The sequence below is a fragment of the Oscillospiraceae bacterium genome (assembly GCA_015068645.1).
In the GTDB taxonomy this organism is placed as follows: Bacteria; Bacillota; Clostridia; order UMGS1840; family UMGS1840; genus SIG452.
The window spans coordinates 60,761-81,601 of sequence record SVKD01000009.1 but is presented as its reverse complement, the minus strand read 5'-3'; the positions used below and the strand labels follow the sequence as shown (position 1 = coordinate 81,601).

At 40.3% G+C, this 20,841-nt stretch carries 25 protein-coding genes; 15 read left to right on the top strand and 10 right to left on the bottom strand.

Annotated elements, in window-relative coordinates; all coding sequences use genetic code 11:
* Positions 1–18 precede the first annotated feature (18 nt).
* The 10 genes from E7413_05445 to E7413_05400 form a co-directional block, all read right to left on the bottom strand.
* A complete protein-coding gene (locus E7413_05445) occupies positions 19–1,887 on the bottom strand; it encodes a hypothetical protein (protein MBE7019301.1) in 1,869 nt (622 codons plus the stop codon).
* Positions 1,880–2,131 carry a hypothetical protein gene (locus tag E7413_05440; GenBank protein ID MBE7019300.1) on the bottom strand — a complete coding sequence of 84 codons (252 nt, stop codon included), beginning with the start codon at positions 2,129–2,131 and terminating at the stop codon, positions 1,880–1,882. The genes E7413_05445 and E7413_05440 overlap by 8 nt, the downstream gene beginning before the upstream one ends.
* A 93-nt stretch (positions 2,132–2,224) precedes the next feature.
* Positions 2,225–2,731: a SpoIIIAH-like family protein gene (locus E7413_05435; protein MBE7019299.1), complete on the bottom strand. Its 507-nt coding sequence runs from the start codon at positions 2,729–2,731 to the stop codon at positions 2,225–2,227.
* 27 nt (positions 2,732–2,758) lie between these two features.
* Positions 2,759–3,286, bottom strand: a complete 528-nt coding sequence (locus tag E7413_05430) for a hypothetical protein (protein ID MBE7019298.1) — start codon at positions 3,284–3,286, stop codon at positions 2,759–2,761.
* The gene (locus E7413_05425; GenBank protein MBE7019297.1) at positions 3,240–3,683 is read right to left on the bottom strand and encodes a hypothetical protein; all 444 of its coding nucleotides are present in this window, start codon (positions 3,681–3,683) and stop codon (positions 3,240–3,242) included. The genes E7413_05430 and E7413_05425 overlap by 47 nt, the downstream gene beginning before the upstream one ends.
* A 15-nt stretch (positions 3,684–3,698) precedes the next feature.
* Positions 3,699–4,721: a hypothetical protein gene (locus E7413_05420; protein MBE7019296.1), complete on the bottom strand. Its 1,023-nt coding sequence runs from the start codon at positions 4,719–4,721 to the stop codon at positions 3,699–3,701.
* Entirely contained in the window at positions 4,703–5,092 is a 390-nt protein-coding gene (locus E7413_05415; GenBank protein MBE7019295.1) for a hypothetical protein, read from the bottom strand. Before E7413_05415 ends, E7413_05420 begins: the two co-directional genes overlap by 19 nt.
* A gap of 30 nt (positions 5,093–5,122) precedes the next feature.
* Positions 5,123–5,317 (bottom strand): stage III sporulation protein AC, encoded by a 195-nt coding sequence (gene spoIIIAC / locus E7413_05410; protein ID MBE7019294.1) that lies wholly within the window; start codon positions 5,315–5,317, stop codon positions 5,123–5,125.
* An 11-nt stretch (positions 5,318–5,328) separates the two neighbouring features.
* Complete coding sequence (locus E7413_05405) at positions 5,329–5,823, bottom strand: hypothetical protein (GenBank protein MBE7019293.1); 495 nt, start codon at positions 5,821–5,823, stop codon at positions 5,329–5,331.
* A 1-nt stretch (position 5,824) separates the two neighbouring features.
* Positions 5,825–6,775 (bottom strand): stage III sporulation protein AA, encoded by a 951-nt coding sequence (locus E7413_05400; GenBank protein MBE7019292.1) that lies wholly within the window; start codon positions 6,773–6,775, stop codon positions 5,825–5,827.
* 84 nt (positions 6,776–6,859) lie between these two features.
* Between E7413_05400 and maf the strand changes: the two genes are divergently transcribed.
* The 15 genes from maf (at position 6,860) to E7413_05325 (ending at position 20,807) form a co-directional block, all read left to right on the top strand.
* Positions 6,860–7,468, top strand: coding sequence for a septum formation protein Maf (maf, locus tag E7413_05395; protein MBE7019291.1), 609 nt, complete (start codon positions 6,860–6,862; stop codon positions 7,466–7,468).
* Positions 7,462–8,358, top strand: a complete 897-nt coding sequence (locus tag E7413_05390; protein ID MBE7019290.1) for a helix-turn-helix domain-containing protein — start codon at positions 7,462–7,464, stop codon at positions 8,356–8,358. Before maf ends, E7413_05390 begins: the two co-directional genes overlap by 7 nt.
* A gap of 182 nt (positions 8,359–8,540) precedes the next feature.
* Entirely contained in the window at positions 8,541–9,278 is a 738-nt protein-coding gene (locus tag E7413_05385) for an amino acid ABC transporter substrate-binding protein (GenBank protein MBE7019289.1), read from the top strand.
* A gap of 62 nt (positions 9,279–9,340) precedes the next feature.
* A complete protein-coding gene (locus tag E7413_05380) occupies positions 9,341–10,075 on the top strand; it encodes an amino acid ABC transporter permease (protein ID MBE7019288.1) in 735 nt (244 codons plus the stop codon).
* A complete protein-coding gene (locus tag E7413_05375) occupies positions 10,065–10,817 on the top strand; it encodes an amino acid ABC transporter ATP-binding protein (GenBank protein MBE7019287.1) in 753 nt (250 codons plus the stop codon). The genes E7413_05380 and E7413_05375 overlap by 11 nt, the downstream gene beginning before the upstream one ends.
* Positions 10,818–10,871: 54 nt before the next feature.
* Positions 10,872–11,240, top strand: a complete 369-nt coding sequence (locus E7413_05370; protein MBE7019286.1) for an Asp23/Gls24 family envelope stress response protein — start codon at positions 10,872–10,874, stop codon at positions 11,238–11,240.
* Between the two features lie 48 nt (positions 11,241–11,288).
* On the top strand, positions 11,289–12,884 hold the full coding sequence (locus tag E7413_05365; GenBank protein ID MBE7019285.1) for a DAK2 domain-containing protein: 1,596 nt from the start codon (positions 11,289–11,291) through the stop codon (positions 12,882–12,884).
* An 82-nt stretch (positions 12,885–12,966) separates the two neighbouring features.
* Entirely contained in the window at positions 12,967–15,015 is a 2,049-nt protein-coding gene (gene recG, locus E7413_05360; GenBank protein ID MBE7019284.1) for an ATP-dependent DNA helicase RecG, read from the top strand.
* A gap of 75 nt (positions 15,016–15,090) precedes the next feature.
* Positions 15,091–17,151, top strand: coding sequence for a serine O-acetyltransferase (gene cysE, locus E7413_05355; protein MBE7019283.1), 2,061 nt, complete (start codon positions 15,091–15,093; stop codon positions 17,149–17,151).
* 2 nt (positions 17,152–17,153) lie between these two features.
* Positions 17,154–18,548 (top strand): cysteine--tRNA ligase, encoded by a 1,395-nt coding sequence (locus E7413_05350; GenBank protein ID MBE7019282.1) that lies wholly within the window; start codon positions 17,154–17,156, stop codon positions 18,546–18,548.
* Between the two features lie 118 nt (positions 18,549–18,666).
* On the top strand, positions 18,667–18,966 hold the full coding sequence (gene yajC, locus E7413_05345; GenBank protein MBE7019281.1) for a preprotein translocase subunit YajC: 300 nt from the start codon (positions 18,667–18,669) through the stop codon (positions 18,964–18,966).
* A gap of 55 nt (positions 18,967–19,021) precedes the next feature.
* Positions 19,022–19,414 carry a TIGR04086 family membrane protein gene (locus tag E7413_05340; protein MBE7019280.1) on the top strand — a complete coding sequence of 131 codons (393 nt, stop codon included), beginning with the start codon at positions 19,022–19,024 and terminating at the stop codon, positions 19,412–19,414.
* Between the two features lie 17 nt (positions 19,415–19,431).
* Complete coding sequence (gene scfA, locus E7413_05335; protein ID MBE7019279.1) at positions 19,432–19,572, top strand: six-cysteine peptide SCIFF; 141 nt, start codon at positions 19,432–19,434, stop codon at positions 19,570–19,572.
* 61 nt (positions 19,573–19,633) lie between these two features.
* Positions 19,634–20,221, top strand: coding sequence for a 5-formyltetrahydrofolate cyclo-ligase (locus E7413_05330; GenBank protein MBE7019278.1), 588 nt, complete (start codon positions 19,634–19,636; stop codon positions 20,219–20,221).
* 40 nt (positions 20,222–20,261) lie between these two features.
* Positions 20,262–20,807: an adenine phosphoribosyltransferase gene (locus E7413_05325; protein ID MBE7019277.1), complete on the top strand. Its 546-nt coding sequence runs from the start codon at positions 20,262–20,264 to the stop codon at positions 20,805–20,807.
* Positions 20,808–20,841 lie beyond the last annotated feature (34 nt).

The window sequence follows — 20,841 nt, the reverse complement described above, 5'->3', positions numbered from 1 at the left end:
GGATGGTAAATATACCTTCTAACAAGATTTTTCATTATTTTTGAAAAGATATGCTTCGTGTTCTTTTAAATGATTTTCAAACAGTTCGCCAACTTTGGGGTCTTTTTCTTCCAATTCTTCAAATTCCTGAGTCATCAGGTATTTGGTGTGTTCCTCAATGTGAATTTCGTGTTGGTCTCTTGCTTTTACCGGGCAAGAGATTTTTTCACGCATTTTTAAATTTTCGCGGGCTGCTTTGGTTGTGTGAAGGGTTTCGGTTTCCATCTTGTTTTCCCAATCACCCATTTTTAACATAGATAAAATTTTAGATTTTGCTGAGGGGGTGATTATTCCGGTTTTCGGATCTGTGAAAAGTCCCATGGCATACAGCTCCCGAATCAGCTCCCGTTTTACCGCAAGAGAGTTTTCAATTTCATTCTGGGTGGTTAATTCCAATTGTTCCGGCAACAGATTGGTTTTACTCCAACGAATGAGAGCGTTGTCTGTGTCATCACCGCCCAAGTGCAGCATTCTTTCAAACAATGCAAACTGACGGTATAGCCGTAACCATTGTTTTGCCACTTCCAGCACGGCATTTCGGATATTTTCTGCACTGACAGCCAGACGGTTGTCATCCTGTTGAGACAAAATGGACAGGGCGGTTCCCGAGGTCACATTGGTCGGTACCGAGGAATACCGTGACAATTCTGAAATCCCTGAAATGGATACAAATGCTTCTTCCAGACGATCTTGCTTGGATAAAAAGCTGTATGGCAGGGCAGGGGTATCCATAAAACGGGGCGGTTCGCTTCCTCGTAAGTACACAATAGGCATACCGGGAGGCATTCCGTAGTATTCCAAGCTGTCCACGTCCACGCTGCCGTCTTCAATTACCGGAATTCCCAGAGCAGCACGGTTTAAATATTCGTTGATACGGTTCTGAATGGCATTGTAGTCTCTTTGAATGGGAATTAAACGTTCAATGATACTGGAGCCAAAAAAACACCCAGGTCTGTTCACAGATACTTGTTTCACAAACGGATAGCTTCTGGTTTGGTACTTGGCATTCAAATAGGGGAGAGGACCTTGGTAAAGCAACACCTGATTATAGTATGCCACAATCAGAAGACGTCCGTCAGGATGTTTTTTGGTGGGTTTTTCGTAGTATTCCAACACAATATCATAGCCGTCTTTCACCTCTTGTCCCACGCTTTCCAAACTGCCTGTCCAACCGAGACCACCCGTAACATTGGTTACGTTGGTCATAGAAAACAGATTTACAGGATGTCCCTTTAATCCCTGCCCGAACTGCTCTTTAATTTCGTCTACATGATACGGATGGGCATGGATAATGCTTCTTTGATCTGCAATTTGCTCGGTGTATAGACTTTCGGGATAAATTTCATAAGGACTTAACACTACGGTGTCTACCTCACCGGCTTTGATAGGCTCCTCACCGTCCAAATACAGAAAATCTCCCTGGTCCTTTTGCCAAATTGTTTTATAAAATACTGTTCCCAGCATTTCTGAAATGGAAACTGCATTGGCAATTTTTTCAGCAAAATTTAATTGCTTGGAAACGGTGTTTAAAACAACTGTGGAAATTTTAGCGTTGGCAATATCGTTTAAATCGGAGCTGTCTGTGGTGGCTCCGATTTGGGGAACCACTCCTGAGAGCTTAGCCACTCTGGTTTCCATAATGGGTGCAATGTTATTGTAAACGGCACGTTCCTGATAGTCGTAAAGTTTTTCTACCGAATAGATTTTTCTGCCGTTGTAATCCACATCGCAATACTGATTTCCGTTTAAGAAATTGATATTCAAATTCCATTTTAGCTCCAGAGAGCTTCTCTTTTCTTTTCTGTCGTTAAATTCATTACATACAAACAGTGCAAGTGATTCAGACATTTTGAGATTCCTTTTCCACTTGAGCCTGGTATATTTTTTGGTTATACATTCCGCGTTTTACGGCAGATTTTTTCAGCTGTCCCAAACGGGTTAAGAGTTTTTCTGTACGTTTTTTCTTGTCTTCTTCCTCTTTTTTTCGTTGTTTTGCAGCCTTTGCATCATAGGTTGTTGGACGGGGACTGTAAAGATTGTAGGCGCGGTTATATCCCTCGTATTTTGCTTTTTCTTCTTTGGTAAGATTCATATTATCACCTCAAAATTCAAATTGACACTACTCTACCAAAGAATACCAAAGATAACCTTTCGTTTGCAAGGTCATTTTTTTTCTTTATTTTCGTTAGTTTGTTTCCATGATTTTTAAGTTTTTCGGCTCGATTCCGGCTTCTGTTTTCATAACATCACGGATTTTGGCAATATCCTGCTGAGATAAACCGTCGGATTTTACGCTTACAGTGGCATCCGGTGAATTTATCAACACACTGACATTCTCAAAGCCCTTTTCACTAAGCAGGCGTTTGGTAAGTGTTTCATGTTCCATATCCTTGGCAATTCGGATAATTTCTTCCTGTGCCTCTGCCCTTTTTTGGGGATCTGCATCTTCATCTTCGGATACAATTTGCAATACGGAAACGGCTTGGCTTCTCTCTTTTTCCAAAGAAACATCCGAGGATACATATCTTGCTTCTCCGTAAGTGGTTTCATCTTCGTAGCTTTCGTTGGCAGGGGGGATGGTTAAGGAAACCGATTGAGATTCTGAGTGGTTGATATAATTGACTACACCTGCAGTTGCCAAAAGAGCTGTGCAAACCACCGCTGCAATTTTTCGCTTATGTAATAAAATCATTTTTTGTTCTCCTTTCAGATTGTTTGGTTATCGATTTGGATAAGTCTCAAAAATCACCTCCACGGTATGATAATCAGCGCCCAAAGAGCCTTTTGCTGCCCGATAAAGCAGTTCTTCCGTTTCTTTTTGGTATGCGCCGAAATAGAAGATGCAAACCCCCTTGATGCGGGGATTCTGCTTGTTTTTGATTTGTACCTGTTTGTTTCCGTCTAACACCGGTTTTCGGTCTTTTTTCTCTTGCGTATCACCGTTGGCGTTGTTTGTTTCGGAGGTGATGGTTTCTTCCGAAACAACTTCCACCGTGCCAGAGTCTGCATAAGAGACCAGCACCTTCACTTTGTTACCGGTAATTTCCGTCAGCAGAGTTTCCAATTCTTGGGTTGGCAAGTTCTGTTGGTTTATCATATTCGCAGGTTGGGGTTTTGATGCTTTTTTTTCGGAAGAAGGAAATAAAAGAAAAATAATACCCAAAATAAAGAGCATCAGAATCAGTTTAATTTTTTGAGATTTAGGGATCTTCTGCCAACGTTGTTTCAGTGGGGGAAACCACTTCATAGGGGAATTCTCCTTTCAGTATTTGATAGATTTTCGCAGGGTCTTCCGATGAAAACACGGTTGCTGAAATAATTTCATATTGCTCGTTTAATTGAACCGAAACGTCAGAAATATCGATACCGTTACCGGTGAGTTCTTCCCGGATGGATATGGCAATCTGCGTTTCGTATTCTTTCATCACAAGATTTTCGTTTTCGGTTTCCAAAACGGAAAAATCAAATTCCGGAAGTGTAAAATCAATGCGGAACAAGGAGCAAAATAAGAATAAAAACAAGAGCAGATTGATGGCAAATTGCACATATTTCCGAAAAGAATCCGTTGAGAACAGTTCTTTTAAAAATTCGCATATCAAAACAATCATGACAATTTGTTTTAAGTTGGAAATCCATTCCGCCAAGCGATCACATCCTTTTTAAATGCCGATTAAAACCATAATCCCCAACACGGAAATGACAGACACGGTTGCCACTACGCCTGTCAGCATTCCCAGACTGGTGGCAGTGTCCTGAAAAAACTGAGTGGTTTTATCGTCCGATAAAAAACCGGAACAGACCGAAAGCCCTTGAAAGGTTAACAGTCCAGCCACCAATTTGACCAAAGGAGATAAAAACACATAAGATGCAGTAAACACACCTGCCAGACCGGTTTTTGATTTGATGTGGCTTAAGGTCTGAATCAGATATTCACCGGAACTGCTTAAGGTGTTTCCTAAAAACGGAATGCAGTTTCCCAGTGCCATTTTGGCAGATTGCAGTGTCAGAGAATCCGATGCTTTGGTGACTGTGGTCAGCAGAGAAAATACCGTCAGAAAAATACCGATTAAAATAGGGAGAACTGTTTTGACACTCCAGAGAATTACTTGCTTGATTGCCCCAAAATAATCTTTTTCCAACAGGGGACTTAAAACGGTGCACATAAAATAGATAAAAATTCCCGGTAGAAAAATATTTTTCATAAAAAACACCAAAAGATTCATAAACCCCAGCATAAAATAAGTAGATTTCACGGCACTGAGCATTTTTCCGCCGTTGGCAACCAATCCGGTTAATACAGGGATTGTCAGATACATCAGTTCAGAAAGGTGAGTGATGCAATTCTCAGCAACTTCTGATAATTCTCGGAACAATTCTCCCGAGCATAGTGCCATGGTGCAAAAGATTCCCAGGTGAACAGTTCGATTTAAGCTGAGAGGGAAGTCCATGCAGTTTTTAATTCCGACAAGGATGATGAGAATTATCAATGTGGGAATTTTCAAGCGTAATAAAACAAATTCTCCCCAAAGCATTTCTTTGATGGTTTCCCACACAGATTGAAAAGATAAATCGGACAGTTCTGTTTCATCTGTATCATTTGCCCACACGGTTTGTGAGGCGGAAAACAGCATCAGGACCATCAGTCCCCAGCATATCAAACGTCTTATCCGAACAGCGACCATACAGTGTCCACAACCTTTCCGAGCAGAGGCAGCAGAAGCATCATAATTACCACTTTGGCGGAAAATTCTGCTTTTTTGGCAATGGCAGTTTCTCCTGCATCGGCAATCACGTTACAAAAATATTCTGCTCCGATGCCAATTCCGAGAATTTTTAATACAGCGGAAACGGCTTCGTTATCCAGACCCGAATCATTCATAAATTCAGTGACGGTATTTATAATGCTTGTCAGCTCATTTGCAATCAGTGAAAATATCACGATGCCTGTTACCAAAGCAATTATCATAGAAAACTGCGGTGTCTTTTCCCGTAAAAACACCGCAGATATGGCACCGATAAAAGCGATGCCCATCAGTTTGGAAACCGTATCCATAGCGACTCCTTTTCCGGGTATATTGATGTATTAAAACCCAAACAGACTTTTGATTGTTTCAAATAAATAAGCAATTTCCTGCACAATCACAATGAGCACCACCACAAGTCCCGCAAGGGTAACCATGGTGGCTTGTTCATCCCGTCCCGACTTGGAAAGCAGTTGGTTTAAGATGGCAACAATGATGCCGATTGCTGCAATTTTAAAAATTAATTCAACGTTCATAACCATTCCTCTCACAGTAATAAAATTGCTATCATCCCACTGATGGAATATACTCCTGCTGATATGATTTTTTTGGTTTTGGGAAGATCTTCTCTCAAACTTTGGAGCATTTCTTCCAATCGTTTTTTTGTATGTCTGAACTGCTCCTCTGTATACTTTTTGGTGGATTTTCCTAAATTTGCGAAATAGCAAGAGAAGAGTTCCGCAGCTTCATAGGGAAGGGGAAGTTCCTCTAATGCTTTGTTGATGGCTTCTCGCAGGGAAAGTTCTGTGCGGTAGCTTATCAATTTTTCCTGAAACAGTTTTGGGAACATTCCCTGATGCTTTTCCTGCATCATTGCTTTTTCCAAGGTTCGCTTCCACTCGGTGATTCCATAGGTAACACCGCCGGAAAATCCAATCATTTCTCTTAAACAACGTATTGTTTTTTTCTTTCTCTCCACAAGGTAATGAACCAACAGGACATCTGCTGTTGCAAGAAGCACTAGTCCCCACATTTTCATCATGTTATTCACCGTCTATTCTTTTGATTTGCAAAATGCGGTCAGAAGAGCAGTTTTTAGAAAGATACACTTCATAAGAAAATACGCTTTCTTCGGTCAGCTTCTGAATGTTTTTTCGGAAGTTTTGACTGCTGTCTCCATGAATGGTTGCCACAACCGATACTCCTGCATGATACGCATAAAGTAGCCCATCTTCGTCCTTTGCGGTTCCGATTTCATCCACTGCAATGACGTTCGGTGAAAGACTTCGGATTGCCATGCGGATGCCGTCTTCCTTGGTGTAGCCATTCAAAATGTCACATCGGCTTCCTAAATTGTTTTGCATATCTCCATGATAGGTAGCTGCAATTTCACCTCGTTCATCAACCACAGATACTCGCATTCCGGCACGTTTTTCGGATAGTTGACGAATAAAGTCACGAAGCAGGGTTGTTTTTCCGTGGCCCGGGGGTGAAACAATCAGAATTCCCGGAAGGGGATTGAAATGTCCTACTGCTTGAAACAAACGGTCTGCAGAATCGGTTATCTCTCGTGCGATCCGGATATTTACCGAAGAGATATCTTTTAAATAAGTAAGCTTGTTTCCTTCATAAACCGCTGTGCCGGAAATTCCCACACGATGTCCGCCTTTTAAGGTGATATATCCTTCTTTGATGGAGTCAAAATAGGTGCTGAAAGTTCCTTCTGTCAAGCGGTCTACCAGTTCTTCCATTTCCTGTCCTTGAAATCGGTAGGGCGTCAACAGTTCCCGGTTATGTTCCAAAAAAATCACAGGACGGTTTCTTCGGATTCGGATTTCTTCGGTGTTGTTGGTAAAATATTCCGTAAGGTAATCGGGAAGCACATCAAGGAGTGTGTGTTTATTTTGTTGCAGTGCTGTGTGTATCATGAAGTTCACCTCGTTTTTATCACTATATGTGAGGCTGTCCAAAAGTATGACAACCCTTTTGTGCATGTTATTTTGTTGGTAAATTTGGTTGACTTTTTTTGCAAAGTGTGTTATGATTTTCAAAGAAGATATATGCACGGAGGAATCACAATGAATCAGGCAAAGATTATTTTGGCATCCCAATCTCCCAGACGGAAAGAACTTCTGGCAAGAGAAGGGATTGCATTCACGGTATATGTAACAGATGCGGATGAAACAGTTTCTGAAGATATGGCTCCCAATGAATTGGTGGCAGAGCTTTCTTACCGGAAAGCTCAAAGTGCCGCACAGGCATTTTTGGGAGAAGAGGTATTGGTGGTTGCGGCAGATACCGTGGTTGCTCTGGACAATGAAATTTTCGGAAAACCGGTAGATGAGGCGGATGCTCGTCGGATGCTTCAGCTTCTTTCGGGAAAGGCACATAGCGTATTTACGGGAGTAACCTTAGCGTATGTAGCGAAAGAAAAGGTTGCCTATCAGAAAAAAGTTTGTGAAACCAAGGTATATTTTTATCCCATCACCGAGGAAGAGATTGCTGCCTATATCAACACGGGTGAACCCTTTGATAAGGCCGGATCGTATGCTATCCAGGGGATTGCATCAAAATTCGTGAAAAAAATTGAGGGCGATTTTGATAATGTGGTGGGGCTTCCTGTGTTTGCCATTTTAGAGGAGCTTCAGGAATATGCAAAACAAGGTGGGGTGAAGCCTGAATGTTAGAAGAACAAACTTATATTCCGCTTCGTTTGAAAGAAGAATTTGTGATTAAAAATGTGGTCACCATTCACTATCTGGAATATGCCAAAGATTTTAAATTTATTGGTGAGAAACACGATTTCTGGGAATTTATCTATGTGGACAAAGGAGAAATCAACGCTATTGCTGAAGATAATACCCATCGGTTGCAACAAGGGGATGTGCTCTTTCACAAGCCGGGAGAATTTCATAACGTCTATTCCAACGGGGTGATCGCTCCCAATATTGCCATCGTTTCTTTTGAATGTAAATCCAAAGCTATGAGTTTTTTTCAAAATAAGGTGTTCCACGTGACCAAGGAAGAAAAAAACCTGCTTTCTTCCATTATCAAGGAAGCCACAAAAGCCTTTCAGACACCGTTAAATGATCCTTTCGCACACGGTCTGAAACGAAAAGGTGGAGCCTCTTTTGGTGCAGAACAGATGATTCTGTTGGGCTTGACCCAATTTCTTTTGTCATTGTATCGGAACAATTCTATTTCTTATACGCCCAAAAAATCTCTTTCCGTGTTAAAAGAACGAATGGACAATGACATTGTAGAAGATGTGATTGAATTTTTAAACGAAAATATCGGAAACACATTAAGTTTTTCGGATGTGTTAAAATATTCCAAAACCAACAGTACCGGCCTTAAGATGCTCTTTAAAGAAAAGACGGGGATGGGGGTTATGCAGTATTTTAATTACTTAAAAATTGAACGTGCCAAAATGCTGATTCGTGAAGATAACTACAACTTTACGCAGATTGCCAACATTTTAGCTTATGATAGCATTCACTATTTTTCCAAGCAGTTTAAAAAAATTGCGCAAATGACTCCTTCTGAGTATGCATCTTCCGTAAAAATTGCTTTATAGAATGGTTATTTGGTCGGTTCTTTTTAAAATTTATCCGAAGTTTTTGGCCAATTGTAATAAAAATACAAAAAACGGAATAAATTTTTTAAAATCTATTGAAAAAATTCCCTTGTTATAGTATAATATTATAGAAAATTTATAAAAAATATTAAAATGCACTTTTGTGCAAGGAGGAAAAGAACATGAAAAAACTCATTACATTGTTATTAGCGGCAGTAATGTTGCTGTCTCTCTTCACCGGTTGCGGTGCAAAAGATGACAACAAGCTGGTAATGGCAACCAACGCAGCATTCCCTCCCTACGAATTTTACGAAGGTGATAAAATCGTAGGTATCGATGCTGAAATTGCACAGGCAATTGCAGACAAAATTGGTATGACTTTAGAAATCCAGGATACCGAATTCGGATCTATCGTTGCTGGTGTTCAGACCGGTAAATACGATATGGGTATGGCAGGATTGACTGTAACTGACGAACGTAAAAAAAGTGTTAACTTTACTGACAGTTATGCAACCGGTATTCAGTCTGTTATTGTAAAAGAAGGTTCTGAAATCACCACTTTAGATGACATCGAAGGCAAAAAAATCGGTGTACAGCAGGATACCACTGGTCATATTTATGCAGGAGATCAGTACGGTGATGAATTTGTAATTCCGTTCAACAAAGGTGCTGATGCAGTTGCTGCTTTAACCAGCGGTAAAGTTGATTGTGTAATTATCGACAATCAGCCTGCAATTTCCTTTGTTGACGCAAATGAAGGACTCACTATTCTGGAAACCGAATATGCGGTTGAAGATTATGCAATCTGTATTTCCAAAGATAATAATGAACTTTTAGAAAAAGTGAACACTGCTTTGAACGAATTGATTGCAGACGGTACTGTTCAGAAAATCCTGGATAAGTACATCAGCGCTGAATAATTTTAAGAAATCGTGTAAAATAATGACGTTGTGCCCTTTGCGGCACAACGTCAAAGCTACATATGGAGTTGGTTTTTTTGTCATTAAAAGAGCAGTTTATTTTAAATTTTGTAACAGATTCTCGTTGGAAATATTTGGTTAACGGATTAGGAAAAACGCTGACCATTGCTTTTTATGCAGTGTTAATCGGCACTGTAATTGGTGTCATTGTGGCCATTATCCGTTCCACATATGACAAAAATTATGAAGCTATGGCGAGAACGAAAAGTTTTGGGTATTATTTACTGAAAATATTAAATGCTATTAGTAAGATTTACCTGACTGTTTTCCGCGGTACGCCGGTTGTTGTGCAGCTTTTGATTGCCTATTTTATTATCTTCAGTTTCACCACCAACGGCGTTATGGTTGCTTCTATTGCATTCGGTATTAATTCCGGTGCATACGTTGCCGAAATTTTAAGAGGCGGAATTATGTCAATTGACAATGGTCAGTTTGAAGCGGGCAGATCGCTTGGCTTTAATTATCTGCAAACAATGCTCTATATTATCATTCCCCAGGTATTTAAAAGTGTGTTACCAACTCTGTTAAATGAATTTATTGCTTTGTTGAAGGAAACCTCTGTTTCCGGTTATGTTGGAATTGTGGATTTGACGAAAGGTGGAGACATTATCAGAGGGCGAACCTTTTCTGCGTTTATGCCGTTGCTTGCAGTTGCTGCAATTTATTTGATATTGGTTATGTTGCTCACCTATTTAACCGGTAGACTGGAAAGGAGACTTCGCAACAGTGAAAAGTAATCAGAAAAATAATCAGATTGAAATTCGAGGCTTGAAAAAATACTATAAAGGGCAGACCATCAAAGCTCTCAATGGGATTGATTTGGATGTGCGTAAAGGGGAAGTAATTGTTATCATCGGACCTTCCGGTTGCGGGAAGTCCACCTTTCTTCGTTCTTTAAATCTTTTGGAAATGCCTACTGCCGGAGTGATTAACTTTGGCGGAACAGACATTGCGGACCCCAAAAATGATATTAATGCACATCGTCAGAAAATGGGAATGGTATTCCAGCATTTTAATTTATTTCCGCATATGACAATTCTGGGCAATATGACAATTGCTCCTATTAAAATCAAAAAGGTAAGTAAAGAAGAAGCTGAAAAAAAGGCGTTGGAATTACTTCGGGTAGTTGGTTTGGAAGACAGAGCCAACGCATATCCCTCTCAGTTGTCCGGCGGACAGAAACAGCGTGTTGCCATTGTTCGTGCATTGTGCATGGAACCTGAGGTGATGCTGTTTGATGAACCCACTTCCGCTTTAGACCCCGAAATGGTTGGCGAGGTGTTGGATGTTATGAAAAAATTGGCGAAAGATGGAATGACTATGCTTGTGGTAACTCACGAAATGGGTTTTGCCCGTGAAGTTGCCGACAGAGTAATCTTTATGGATGGAGGAAAAATCTTAGAAGAAGGAACTCCGGATGAGATTTTCTCTAATCCTGTTCATGAAAGAACAAAAGCGTTCTTAAATAAAGTATTATAAGTTTGAAAATAAGAAAACCGGCTACGGTTTGTTTGATAGAAAATATGAGAAAGGATGGTTATTAATATGCCGTTAAAAAAATTGAGCGATGTAGGCGAAATTATTGTAACTGAAAAAGCTATTGAAGAAATTGCAGGCCACGTTGCAACCCATTGCTACGGTGTGGTTGGTATGTGCGAAAAGAGCAAAGCCGAAGTTTTAAAACGGATGTTTGGTGGCGAAAGCTTACGAAAAGGAATTAAAGTGGTTTGCCGTGATAACACAGTCAGTATCGAGATTCATATCAAGGTGACTTACGGTGTCAACATTAAAGTGTTGGCAGAAAATGTGAAGCAGGATATTACCTATGCTGTGGAAAAAATGACGGATGCCATCATTAAGGATGTTACCGTTTGTGTGGACGATATTGTGGTGAATAAATAACCGATTTTATTTACCATAGCTTCAACTTTGAAAAGGGAGAAAACGTTAATGGATAAAAAAATCAATGGAGAATTGCTTGCCAATATGATTACGGCAGCCAAAATCCATTTATGTAATAATAAAGAGGAACTCAATGCCTTAAATGTGTTCCCGGTACCCGACGGTGATACCGGAACCAATATGTCTATGACTTTCACTTCTGCAGCATCTGCAGCACATAGCCGCACGGAATCTGCAAGCAACGTGTTAGATGGTGTTTCTATGTCTGCACTTCGCGGTGCAAGAGGGAACTCCGGTGTTATTCTTTCCCAGATTTTAAGAGGGATGGCTAAAGCTGCAAAGGGGAAAAAGGAGCTGGAAGTTGCAGATATGGTTGATGCCTTCCGGTTAGGTTCCAAAACTGCTTACGAAGCAATTATGAAACCTACCGAGGGTACTATCTTAACCGTTATTCGTATGACGGCAGAGCATTTAACTGAAATCAAAGATGAAATTACCGATATGGAAATGCTCTTTACCGAAGCAGTTCGTGCTTCCTATGATGCCTTGGCTCAAACTCCTGAAATGCTTCCCAAGTTGAAGCAGGCAGGTGTGGTAGACTCCGGAGGTAAGGGGATTTGCTATATTATTGAAGGTATGGCAAATTACTATAAATCCGGTATTATGCCGGAGGAAGCGGTAGCAGAAGTTGCCAAAACTGCAGAAGTATTCTCTGATAATCACGAAAACGTGAACTTCCAGTATTGTACCGAGTTTATTATTCAGAATCCTGAGCGTAAGAAAAATCAGCTGACTCAGCGTTATGAAGGCTTGGGCGATTCTATTGTTGTGGTTGCAATGGAAGATATCATCAAAGTGCATATTCATACCAACGATCCCGGTATCGTAATTTCAGAAGCATTAAAAATCGGTAGTCTTATCGATATTAAAATCGATAATATGAAATATCAGAATGAAAATATTCAGAACGCTATTCCTGCGGAACGTCAACCCTTTGCTTTTGTTGCAGTTGCAGCAGGAGAAGGTTTTGCCAACATTTATAAAGAACTTGGCATTGAACATATCGTTTCCGGCGGTCAGTCTATGAATCCCTCTTCCGATGATATTTTAAACGCTGCAAACCGCACCAATGCAGATGTGGTTTACGTGTTCCCCAATAATAAAAATATTATTCTGGCAGCAGAGCAGGCAGCAGAACTCTATGATGGTCAGATGGTGGTAATTCCCACTACCAATATGTCAGACGTTTTGCCCTGTATGGTTGGCTTTGATGAAACCCAGTCTCCCGAGGAAAATCTGGGGCAGATGAAAGATATTATTGCATCCTTGAAATCTGCGCAGATTACTTATGCTGTAAGAGATTCCGTGTTTGATAACATTGAAATCAAAGAAGGAGAAATTATGGCATTAAGCGGAAGCTCTATTCTGACCAAAGGTAAGGATTACAACAAGGTTTGTGCTTCTGTGATTGAAAAACTTTGTGATGACACGGTTTCTATGGTAACTGTGTATGCAGGTGCTGATGTGAACAGTGAAGAAATGGAAAGCTTAGAAAAAACCTTAACCAAAAAATATAAGGAGATTGATTTCTCTTTCTATCGCGGTGACCAGCCCGTGTACTACTACTTTGTTTCCTTAGAGTGATTCAGGAAAAATGAAATAAACCCAAATAAACCCAAATAAACCGAAAACTTTGAAGGTTAGAATTTTTGAAAAAGAGGACGTTATGAACCTGTTTTCGATTCCCATTTCTAATATATCAGGAGTTTCCGATGCCAGGCTTGTGTATTTTCAAAAGCTTGGCATTTTTTCGGTTGCCGATATGCTCTATTATTTTCCCAAAAATTATGAAAACCGTATGAATGTGAAAACAGTTTCTGAGCTTCGGGAAGAGGAACTTGCTACCGTTACCGTTCGGATTTTAGATGTTTCTACCCGACGTGTCCGTCAGAATCTTACGTTGATTCAGCTTTTGTGTGAGGACGAAACGGGAGAAGTGAAGGTTACTTTTTTTAATCAGAAGTACTTGATTAACAAATTGATGGTTGGTAAAACAGTCACCTTATCGGGGAAAGTGAGCAGAAGAATCGGTTATGTGGAAATGACCAATCCTGCCGTGCAAAAAGAGATTCCGTCCGGCAATTTTTCAGAAAATTATATCCCTAGATACGCTCTTACAAAAGGATTAACCCAAGGGGTTGTGCAAAAAATTGCTTATGAATGTTTGAAGCTTGCCAAAGAACAACTTACAGAAACTCTACCTATGGAAATCCGCAAAGAATATCATCTTTGTGAGCTTTTGTATGCTTTGGAGAACATTCATTTTCCAAGGGGAGAAGAGGAACTTGCGGCGGCCAAAAAACGTCTTGCTTTTGAAGAATTGTTTTATCTGATGTTGGGACTCGGAAAAATCAAATTGCGGCAGAAAAAAGCTGCCGGACCAAAACTTACCAACTATAAAATTGCAGAAGAATTCGCCGGGAAACTTCCTTTTTCCTTAACGAATGCCCAAAAACATGTTACCAGAGAAATTTGCGCTGATTTTAAAGCAGGGCATCAGATGAACCGTTTGGTGCAAGGAGATGTGGGTAGCGGTAAAACCATGGTTGCCGCTATGTCAATGCTGATTTGTGCAAAAAGCGGTTATCAGGCAGTGTTGATGGCGCCTACTGAAATTCTTGCCCGTCAGCATTACGAAGGATTGAAGCCCTATTTAGAAGAATTCGGGCTATCGGTGGAGCTTTTGGTTGCTTCTATGAAGAAAAAAGAAAAAGACAGTGTGATTTCGGGTCTTGCAGCAGGAGATGTTTCGTTAGTAATTGGTACCCATGCACTGTTATATGATAAAGTGCAGTTTCATAAATTAGGATTGGTGATTACCGATGAACAACACCGATTCGGCGTGAAAGCACGTTCTGTACTGACGGAAAAAGGCGAAAATCCCCATTGTTTGGTGATGACTGCAACCCCCATTCCCAGAACTTTGGCACTGATTATTTATGGAGACTTAGATGTTTCCGTCATTGATGAATTGCCCCGCGGCAGAATCCCTGTTAAGACGAGAATTGCAGGAGAAAAACAGCGTGACAATGTGTATCAGTTTGTGAAAAAAGAACTGGTCAAGGGGAACCAGGCGTTTGTGGTTTGTCCGCTCATTGAAGAAAGTGAAACCATGGAATTGGAGGATGCTATTCGCCTGCAGGAAGAATTGCAAACAACCTCCCTGAAAGACTATCGGGTTGGATTGTTGCACGGCAGAATGAAAGCCGAAGAAAAAGATGCCGTGATGAACGCCTTTTTGCAAGGTGACATTCACGTTTTGGTTTCTACCACTGTGGTGGAGGTGGGTGTCAATGTGCCGAATGCCACCGTGATGGTGATAGAAAATGCGGAACGATTCGGTCTTGCCAGTCTTCATCAGCTTCGGGGACGGGTAGGGCGTAGTGATAAGCAATCTTATTGTTTTTTAAATCTTTCTGATGAAAAAGCAAGAAAGCGCCTGGAAATTATGGAAAAAACCACAGACGGTTTTAAAATCAGCGAATTTGATTTGAAAAATCGGGGACCGGGAGAGTTTTTTGGAACCCGTCAGCACGGTCTTCCTTCTACAGTGTTAAGTCGCTTGACTTATACTATGGAAACTGTCCGCACCGCAAAAAAAGCGGCAGAATTATTGTTAGCAACTGATCCGGATTTTTCATTACCCCAAAATAAGCGGATTTTTGCTTCCGTGAACCGTATGTTTGCCCGTCACCATTATGCCGGTCAATTGTAAGAAAAAGATTGACATTTATTTCATTTTCATATACAATAAATAAAATAAGATATTTTTGGAAAGGAGAACCCTACTATGAACCGTTTGCAACAAAAGTCCACTTCAGTTTTTAAATGTTTTTTTGTGTTGTTTGCTGCAATGGCATTTCTGTCGGCTTTTGCTGGTTTCTTCGTTGGGAGTCAAACCTTTTACGGCGGTTCTTTCTGGTTGCCTTTTTTCTATTCTGTGGGATTCTTTGGATTGGGATTTTCACATTATAAAAAGTGTCATGAGCAAAAAAGAGGGGTTCCTTTAGCTTTTGTTTTATGTTTCGGGTTCCGTTTGTTGGCAGTTTGTCTTTTGCAATTGGAACCGTTTTCTGATTTTAAGATTTATCACGATACAGCACAACTGTTGGCAGAGGGAAAAAACGTCAGTGATGCTTACATTTCCTCTTTTCCGCATATTATAGGATTTTCCGAAGTGTTAAGCTGGTGTTACCGCATATTTGGTTCCAATGTTTTTGTTGTGCAACTGGGGAATGTGTTGCTGGAAACTGCAACCGCTGTAATGTTGTATCTTTGTGCAAAACGGTTGTTTTCCCGTAAAATTGCTGATTTTACCGTGTTTTTATACGGGATTTCACCTTCGTTTATTTTCTATTCTGAGTTTTTGGTAACGGAAGTCTTATCCACATTCTTATTGACTGTGCTTTTTTATCTTGTTCTGCGTTTGCAGGAAAAAAGAAGCATTACACTCGGCATTTTATTCGGTGTAATCTCAGCAATTACCAATTGTATCCGTCCATGCGGAATGGTACTTCTGTTGGCATTTGCGATATATCTGTTGTTTATCTCGTTTTCTAAAAAACAGTTGTTATCCCTGATGCTTGCAGGTCTATGTTATCTGGGGTGCAATACGGGGTTATACCGCGGAATTGAACGAATTAACGGACAGAGTATTGCTCATATGCCTATTGGCTATAATTTGTATATCGGTTCTAATGTCGATGCGAACGGACGGTGGAATGTCACAGATGATTCCTATGCCCGGTCATTGATGAATGACCCTGACATTACTCCCGATCAGATGCATCAGCGTTTGTGGAGCGAAGGAATTTTCAGATACCGGGAAAACGGAATTGGTTCCAATCTGAAATTGGGGTGCTTAAAATTCGGGATTACCTGGGGTACTCAGATGCAACCTGCTGTATCTCTGCGGCAAAGTAATGACTTTATGTTTTGGGATTCATTATTCCAGTTCGGAAATCTGTCCAATGCATTTCATCTGATTTTGATGCTTGGTATTTTTGTAGGGGCCGTTAGATTGCGGCATAAACAAGAGAAAAATGCAATAATGTTTCTTTGTATTTTTGTGTTGGGGGTTGCAGCATTGCATTTGCTGGCGGAAACGCAGGAGCGTTATTCTTATGGGGCAATTGTGTTGTTACTGCCGGTTGCAGCCATAGGACTTTCCCGTGTATATGATGCTATATGTAATGTGTTCGGACGTTTGAAAGAGGATATCAATGTGGTGGTTGAGAAAGATCCTGCTGCCAAAAATAAGCTGGAGGTATTTTTGCTTTCTCCCGGGATTCACGCTTTGTTCTGGCATCGTGCGGCGCATCGGTTGTATTTGAAAAAACGTTATTTCTTAGCGCGTAGTTTGTCCCAGATTATCCGATTATTTACCGGGATTGAAATTCATCCGGGTGCCAAAATCGGTCGGGGCGTTATGATAGACCATGGTATGGGTGTGGTGATCGGTGAAACCGCTGAGGTTGGTGATGGTTGCACCATATATCAGAATGTAACCTTAGGAGGTACCGGTAAAGATACCGGAAAACGTCATCCCACCATCGGAAAAAACGTAATGATTGGCAGCGGTGCTAAAGTGTTGGGACCGTTTAGCGTGGGAGATAATTCCAAAATTGCGGCAAATGCTGTGGTTCTTCGGGAAGTTCCCGAAAACAGCACTTGTGTTGGTGTTCCTGCCAGAGTTGTAATTCGCAATAATATCAAAATTTCAGGTGCGGATTGGCAAACAGATCAGACCCATATCCCGGACCCCTTATCTCAGGAACTTTGCAGAATGCTTGCCCGCATTGAGAAATTAGAAGCAGATTTGAAAGAGACCGACTCTTTGAAAGGAGAATAAATATGAAAATTTTTAACACGTTAACTATGCAAAAAGAGGAATTCAAGCCCTTAGAAGAAAATAAAGTAAAAATTTATGCTTGCGGACCTACTGTGTATAACTATTTCCATTTGGGAAATGCGCGTCCTTTTATCATTTTTGATACCTTAAGAAGATACTTTGAATATCGTGGTTATGACGTAAAATTCGTGCAGAATTTTACCGATATTGATGATAAAATGATTAAACGTGCCAACGAAGAGGGGATCACCGTAAGAGAACTGGCAGACCGCTTTATTAAAGAATATTATACCGATGCCAAAGGTCTTGGAGTAAAAGAAGCGGACGTTCATCCCAGAGCAACCGATGTCATTCCTCAAATTATCAAAATGTGCGAAACCTTGATTGAGAAAGGGTATGCTTACGAAGTAAATGGTGACGTTTATTTTGAAACTAAAAAGTTTAAAAATTACGGAAAGCTCTCTCATCAGCCCTTGGAAGACCTGGAAGCAGGCGCCAGAATCAACGTGAATGAAGATAAAAAGGACCCTATGGACTTTGCTATTTGGAAAGCGAAAAAAGAAGGAGAACCGGCTTGGGAATGTCCTTGGGGAGAAGGTCGTCCCGGTTGGCATATCGAATGCAGTGCCATGGTGAATGAATACTTAGGTAAAACCATTGATATTCATTGCGGCGGTAAAGATTTGTCTTTCCCTCATCACGAAAACGAAATTGCACAGTCTGAAGCGGCAAACGGTGTTCCTTTCGCAAACTACTGGATGCATAATGGCTACATCAATATTGATAACAGAAAAATGTCTAAATCTCTTGGCAATTTCTTCACCGTTCGTGACTTAGCGGAAAAATTCCCCTATGATGTACTTCGTTTCTTTATGCTGTCTGCACATTACAGAAGTCCGATCAACTTCTCTGATGAACTGTTGGAACAGGCGAAAACAGGCTTAGGAAGAATTGTAACCTGTATGAAAAACCTGGAATTCTTATCCGATAAAGTGGCGGACACTGCGATTACTGCAGAAGAACAGGCATCCTTGGATTCCTACCGTGAAAAATTCATCACCGCAATGGATGACGATTTAAACACTGCAGAAGCTATCGGTATCATTTTTGAACTGGTTCGAGAAATCAACACCAAAACCAAAGAAAATGCCACCAAGGGTTACGTGGAAGCTGCAAAAGCGATTCTTTTGGAATTAACCGGTGTATTGAACATTGCAAGAGAAGAAGAATCATCTGATGTGGATGTGGCTTTGATTGAAGAAAAAATTGCAGAACGAACTCAAGCAAAAAAAGAAAAGAATTTTGCCCGTGCAGATGAAATTCGTGCAGAGCTTCTTGCTATGGGAATTGTGATTGAAGATACTCGCGAAGGAGTAAAATGGCATAAAGCAGATTAGTTTTTTAAAAATCTGCCGAAAAATGAAAGAATTTCCTAAAAATACTTGAAAATTTATTGATTATAGTGTATAATAATATGCGAAAATCAAAACGTGTTCTTGAAAGAAGGTGAAGTGAATGCCTGCAGAATTAATGACAACTGTTACAACTTTTCTGCCGCTGATTTTAATGTTAGTTTTTTTCTATCTGTTAATCATATTGCCCGATAAGAAAAGAAAGAAAAAACATAATGAAATGGTTGCTTCGTTAGAAAAAGGTAATAAGATCATCAGCATTGGCGGTATTGAAGGTAAGGTGGTTCAAATAAAAGATACTACTATTATCATTGAAACCGGCAAAAGTAGTGAAAATGAAAAAAGCACTCTTACTTTACACAAATGGGCAATCAAAGAAGTAAGACAATCAGAAAAAGCATAGTTTCATTCCATCACGCATAAGATATGATATCTAATATCATAAGGAGTGATAGAGAATGAATGGTTCCGAAAGAGAAGGTGTTTCTTCCGTGAGTAAACGGGCGATTGGTGCAGCCATCACAGGCTGGCTGTTTTTAATCAGTACGGTGGCGATTTCGGCACTCGTCTTTTATGTTTTCACCTTACCCATAGAGTACGCGCCTTGGATAGTCGGAATCCTTACCTATCTGGCAGCCTTTATCACCGGCTATCGCGGAGCAAAGCGTGCCAAGAGAAAAGGTTTTGTCAATGGATTTTGGGCTGGAGTTATTTTCATTCTGGGGTATTTTATCCTTAGTTTGATTGTGAAAAAAACTCTCCGCATTCCAAACAGTTTGATTCTTTTGATTTTGTCAATGATTGGCGGAATCTTCGGAATAAATGCGAAAAAAACAAAACGCAAAAGATAAGAAAGGAATTAACCATTATGAAACAGATTAAAACCTTAACTACTAAAAATTTAGCTGAAAACTTAGCAAAAAAAGGTTGTGGCGAATGCCAGACTTCTTGTCAGTCTGCTTGCAAAACTTCTTGCACCGTTGCAAACCAGAAATGCGAACAGAAATAATTTCGTTATGTGCATAAAAAAAGACGGGAATTCCCGTCTTTTTTTGTAGGAGGGTACTCTGATGGAAAAAGAGGAACTGAGAAAAAACTTGCGGGAACGGAGAAATCAATTGCTTCAAAAAGAAGAAAAATCGCATTGTATCACAAATCACGTTGTTTCTTCTTTGGTATTTCAAAACGCTTCAACCGTGATGCTGTATCGAAGTACAAAAGGGGAGGCAGATACCGGAGAATTATGGGAACAATGTCAGAAAATGGGGAAAACCTGCCTGTTTCCCAAATGTGTTTCCAAAACGGAAATGATTGCCGTTTTAGCAACGGGAGAAAATGATTTTTCAGTTTCCAAATTTGGTATTTTGGAACCAATTTCCAACGAAATGTTTCCCAAAGACAAAATTGATTTGGTGATTGTGCCTGCTGTTGGTTTCGATCAAAAGAATTATCGTGTGGGTTACGGAGGCGGTTTTTATGACCGTTATCTTGCAGATTATGTCGGAAATACCATGGGTTTGTGCTTTTCTGAATTGATTACGGAGACTGTTTTTCCGAATGAATGGGATATTCCCGTTATGTTTGTTGCCACCGAAGAGGGACTTCACCCAAAAGAAAATGAAGAAATCTCTTGCAAAATGAAATTTGGTTTAGTATAATAAAGAAAAGGAGTTGATATCCGTGAGAGAAGCCTATGAAATGACTATTGCAGGATGCACAAGAGAGTTAGTGTTGTGCCCTATTGGAGAAAACTTAAATATCGGAGCCTTTATTATGTTCGGTGATGTGGAGTTAACAGAAAACTGTGCCAGAGAACTGTTAAAAAAAGCACCTGAACATGATGTTTTGGTAACCGCAGAAGCTAAGGGGATTCCGTTGATTTGCGAAATGGCACGTCAGGAAGGTGTTAATCATTATGTGGTTGCCAGAAAAGGGCCCAAACTGTATATGAAAAATTTGATTACTACAGATGTGGATTCAATTACCACTGCAAAAACTCAGATTCTCTGTATCGGTGAAAGAGAAACCAAGATGCTTCAAGGCAAACGGGTATTAATTGTGGATGATGTCATCAGCACAGGAGAATCTCTTCATGCTTTGGAAAAACTCGTGACCTTGGCAGGCGGTAATATTGTGGGTAAAATGGCAGTCTTAGCAGAAGGCGACGCTATTGGAAATCCTGATTATATTTACTTAGAACCGCTTCCGCTTTTTGACGGGGAAGGAAATCCTATCAAAAAATAATATCAATCAAACAACAAACTGTTGCGCAAGCAAC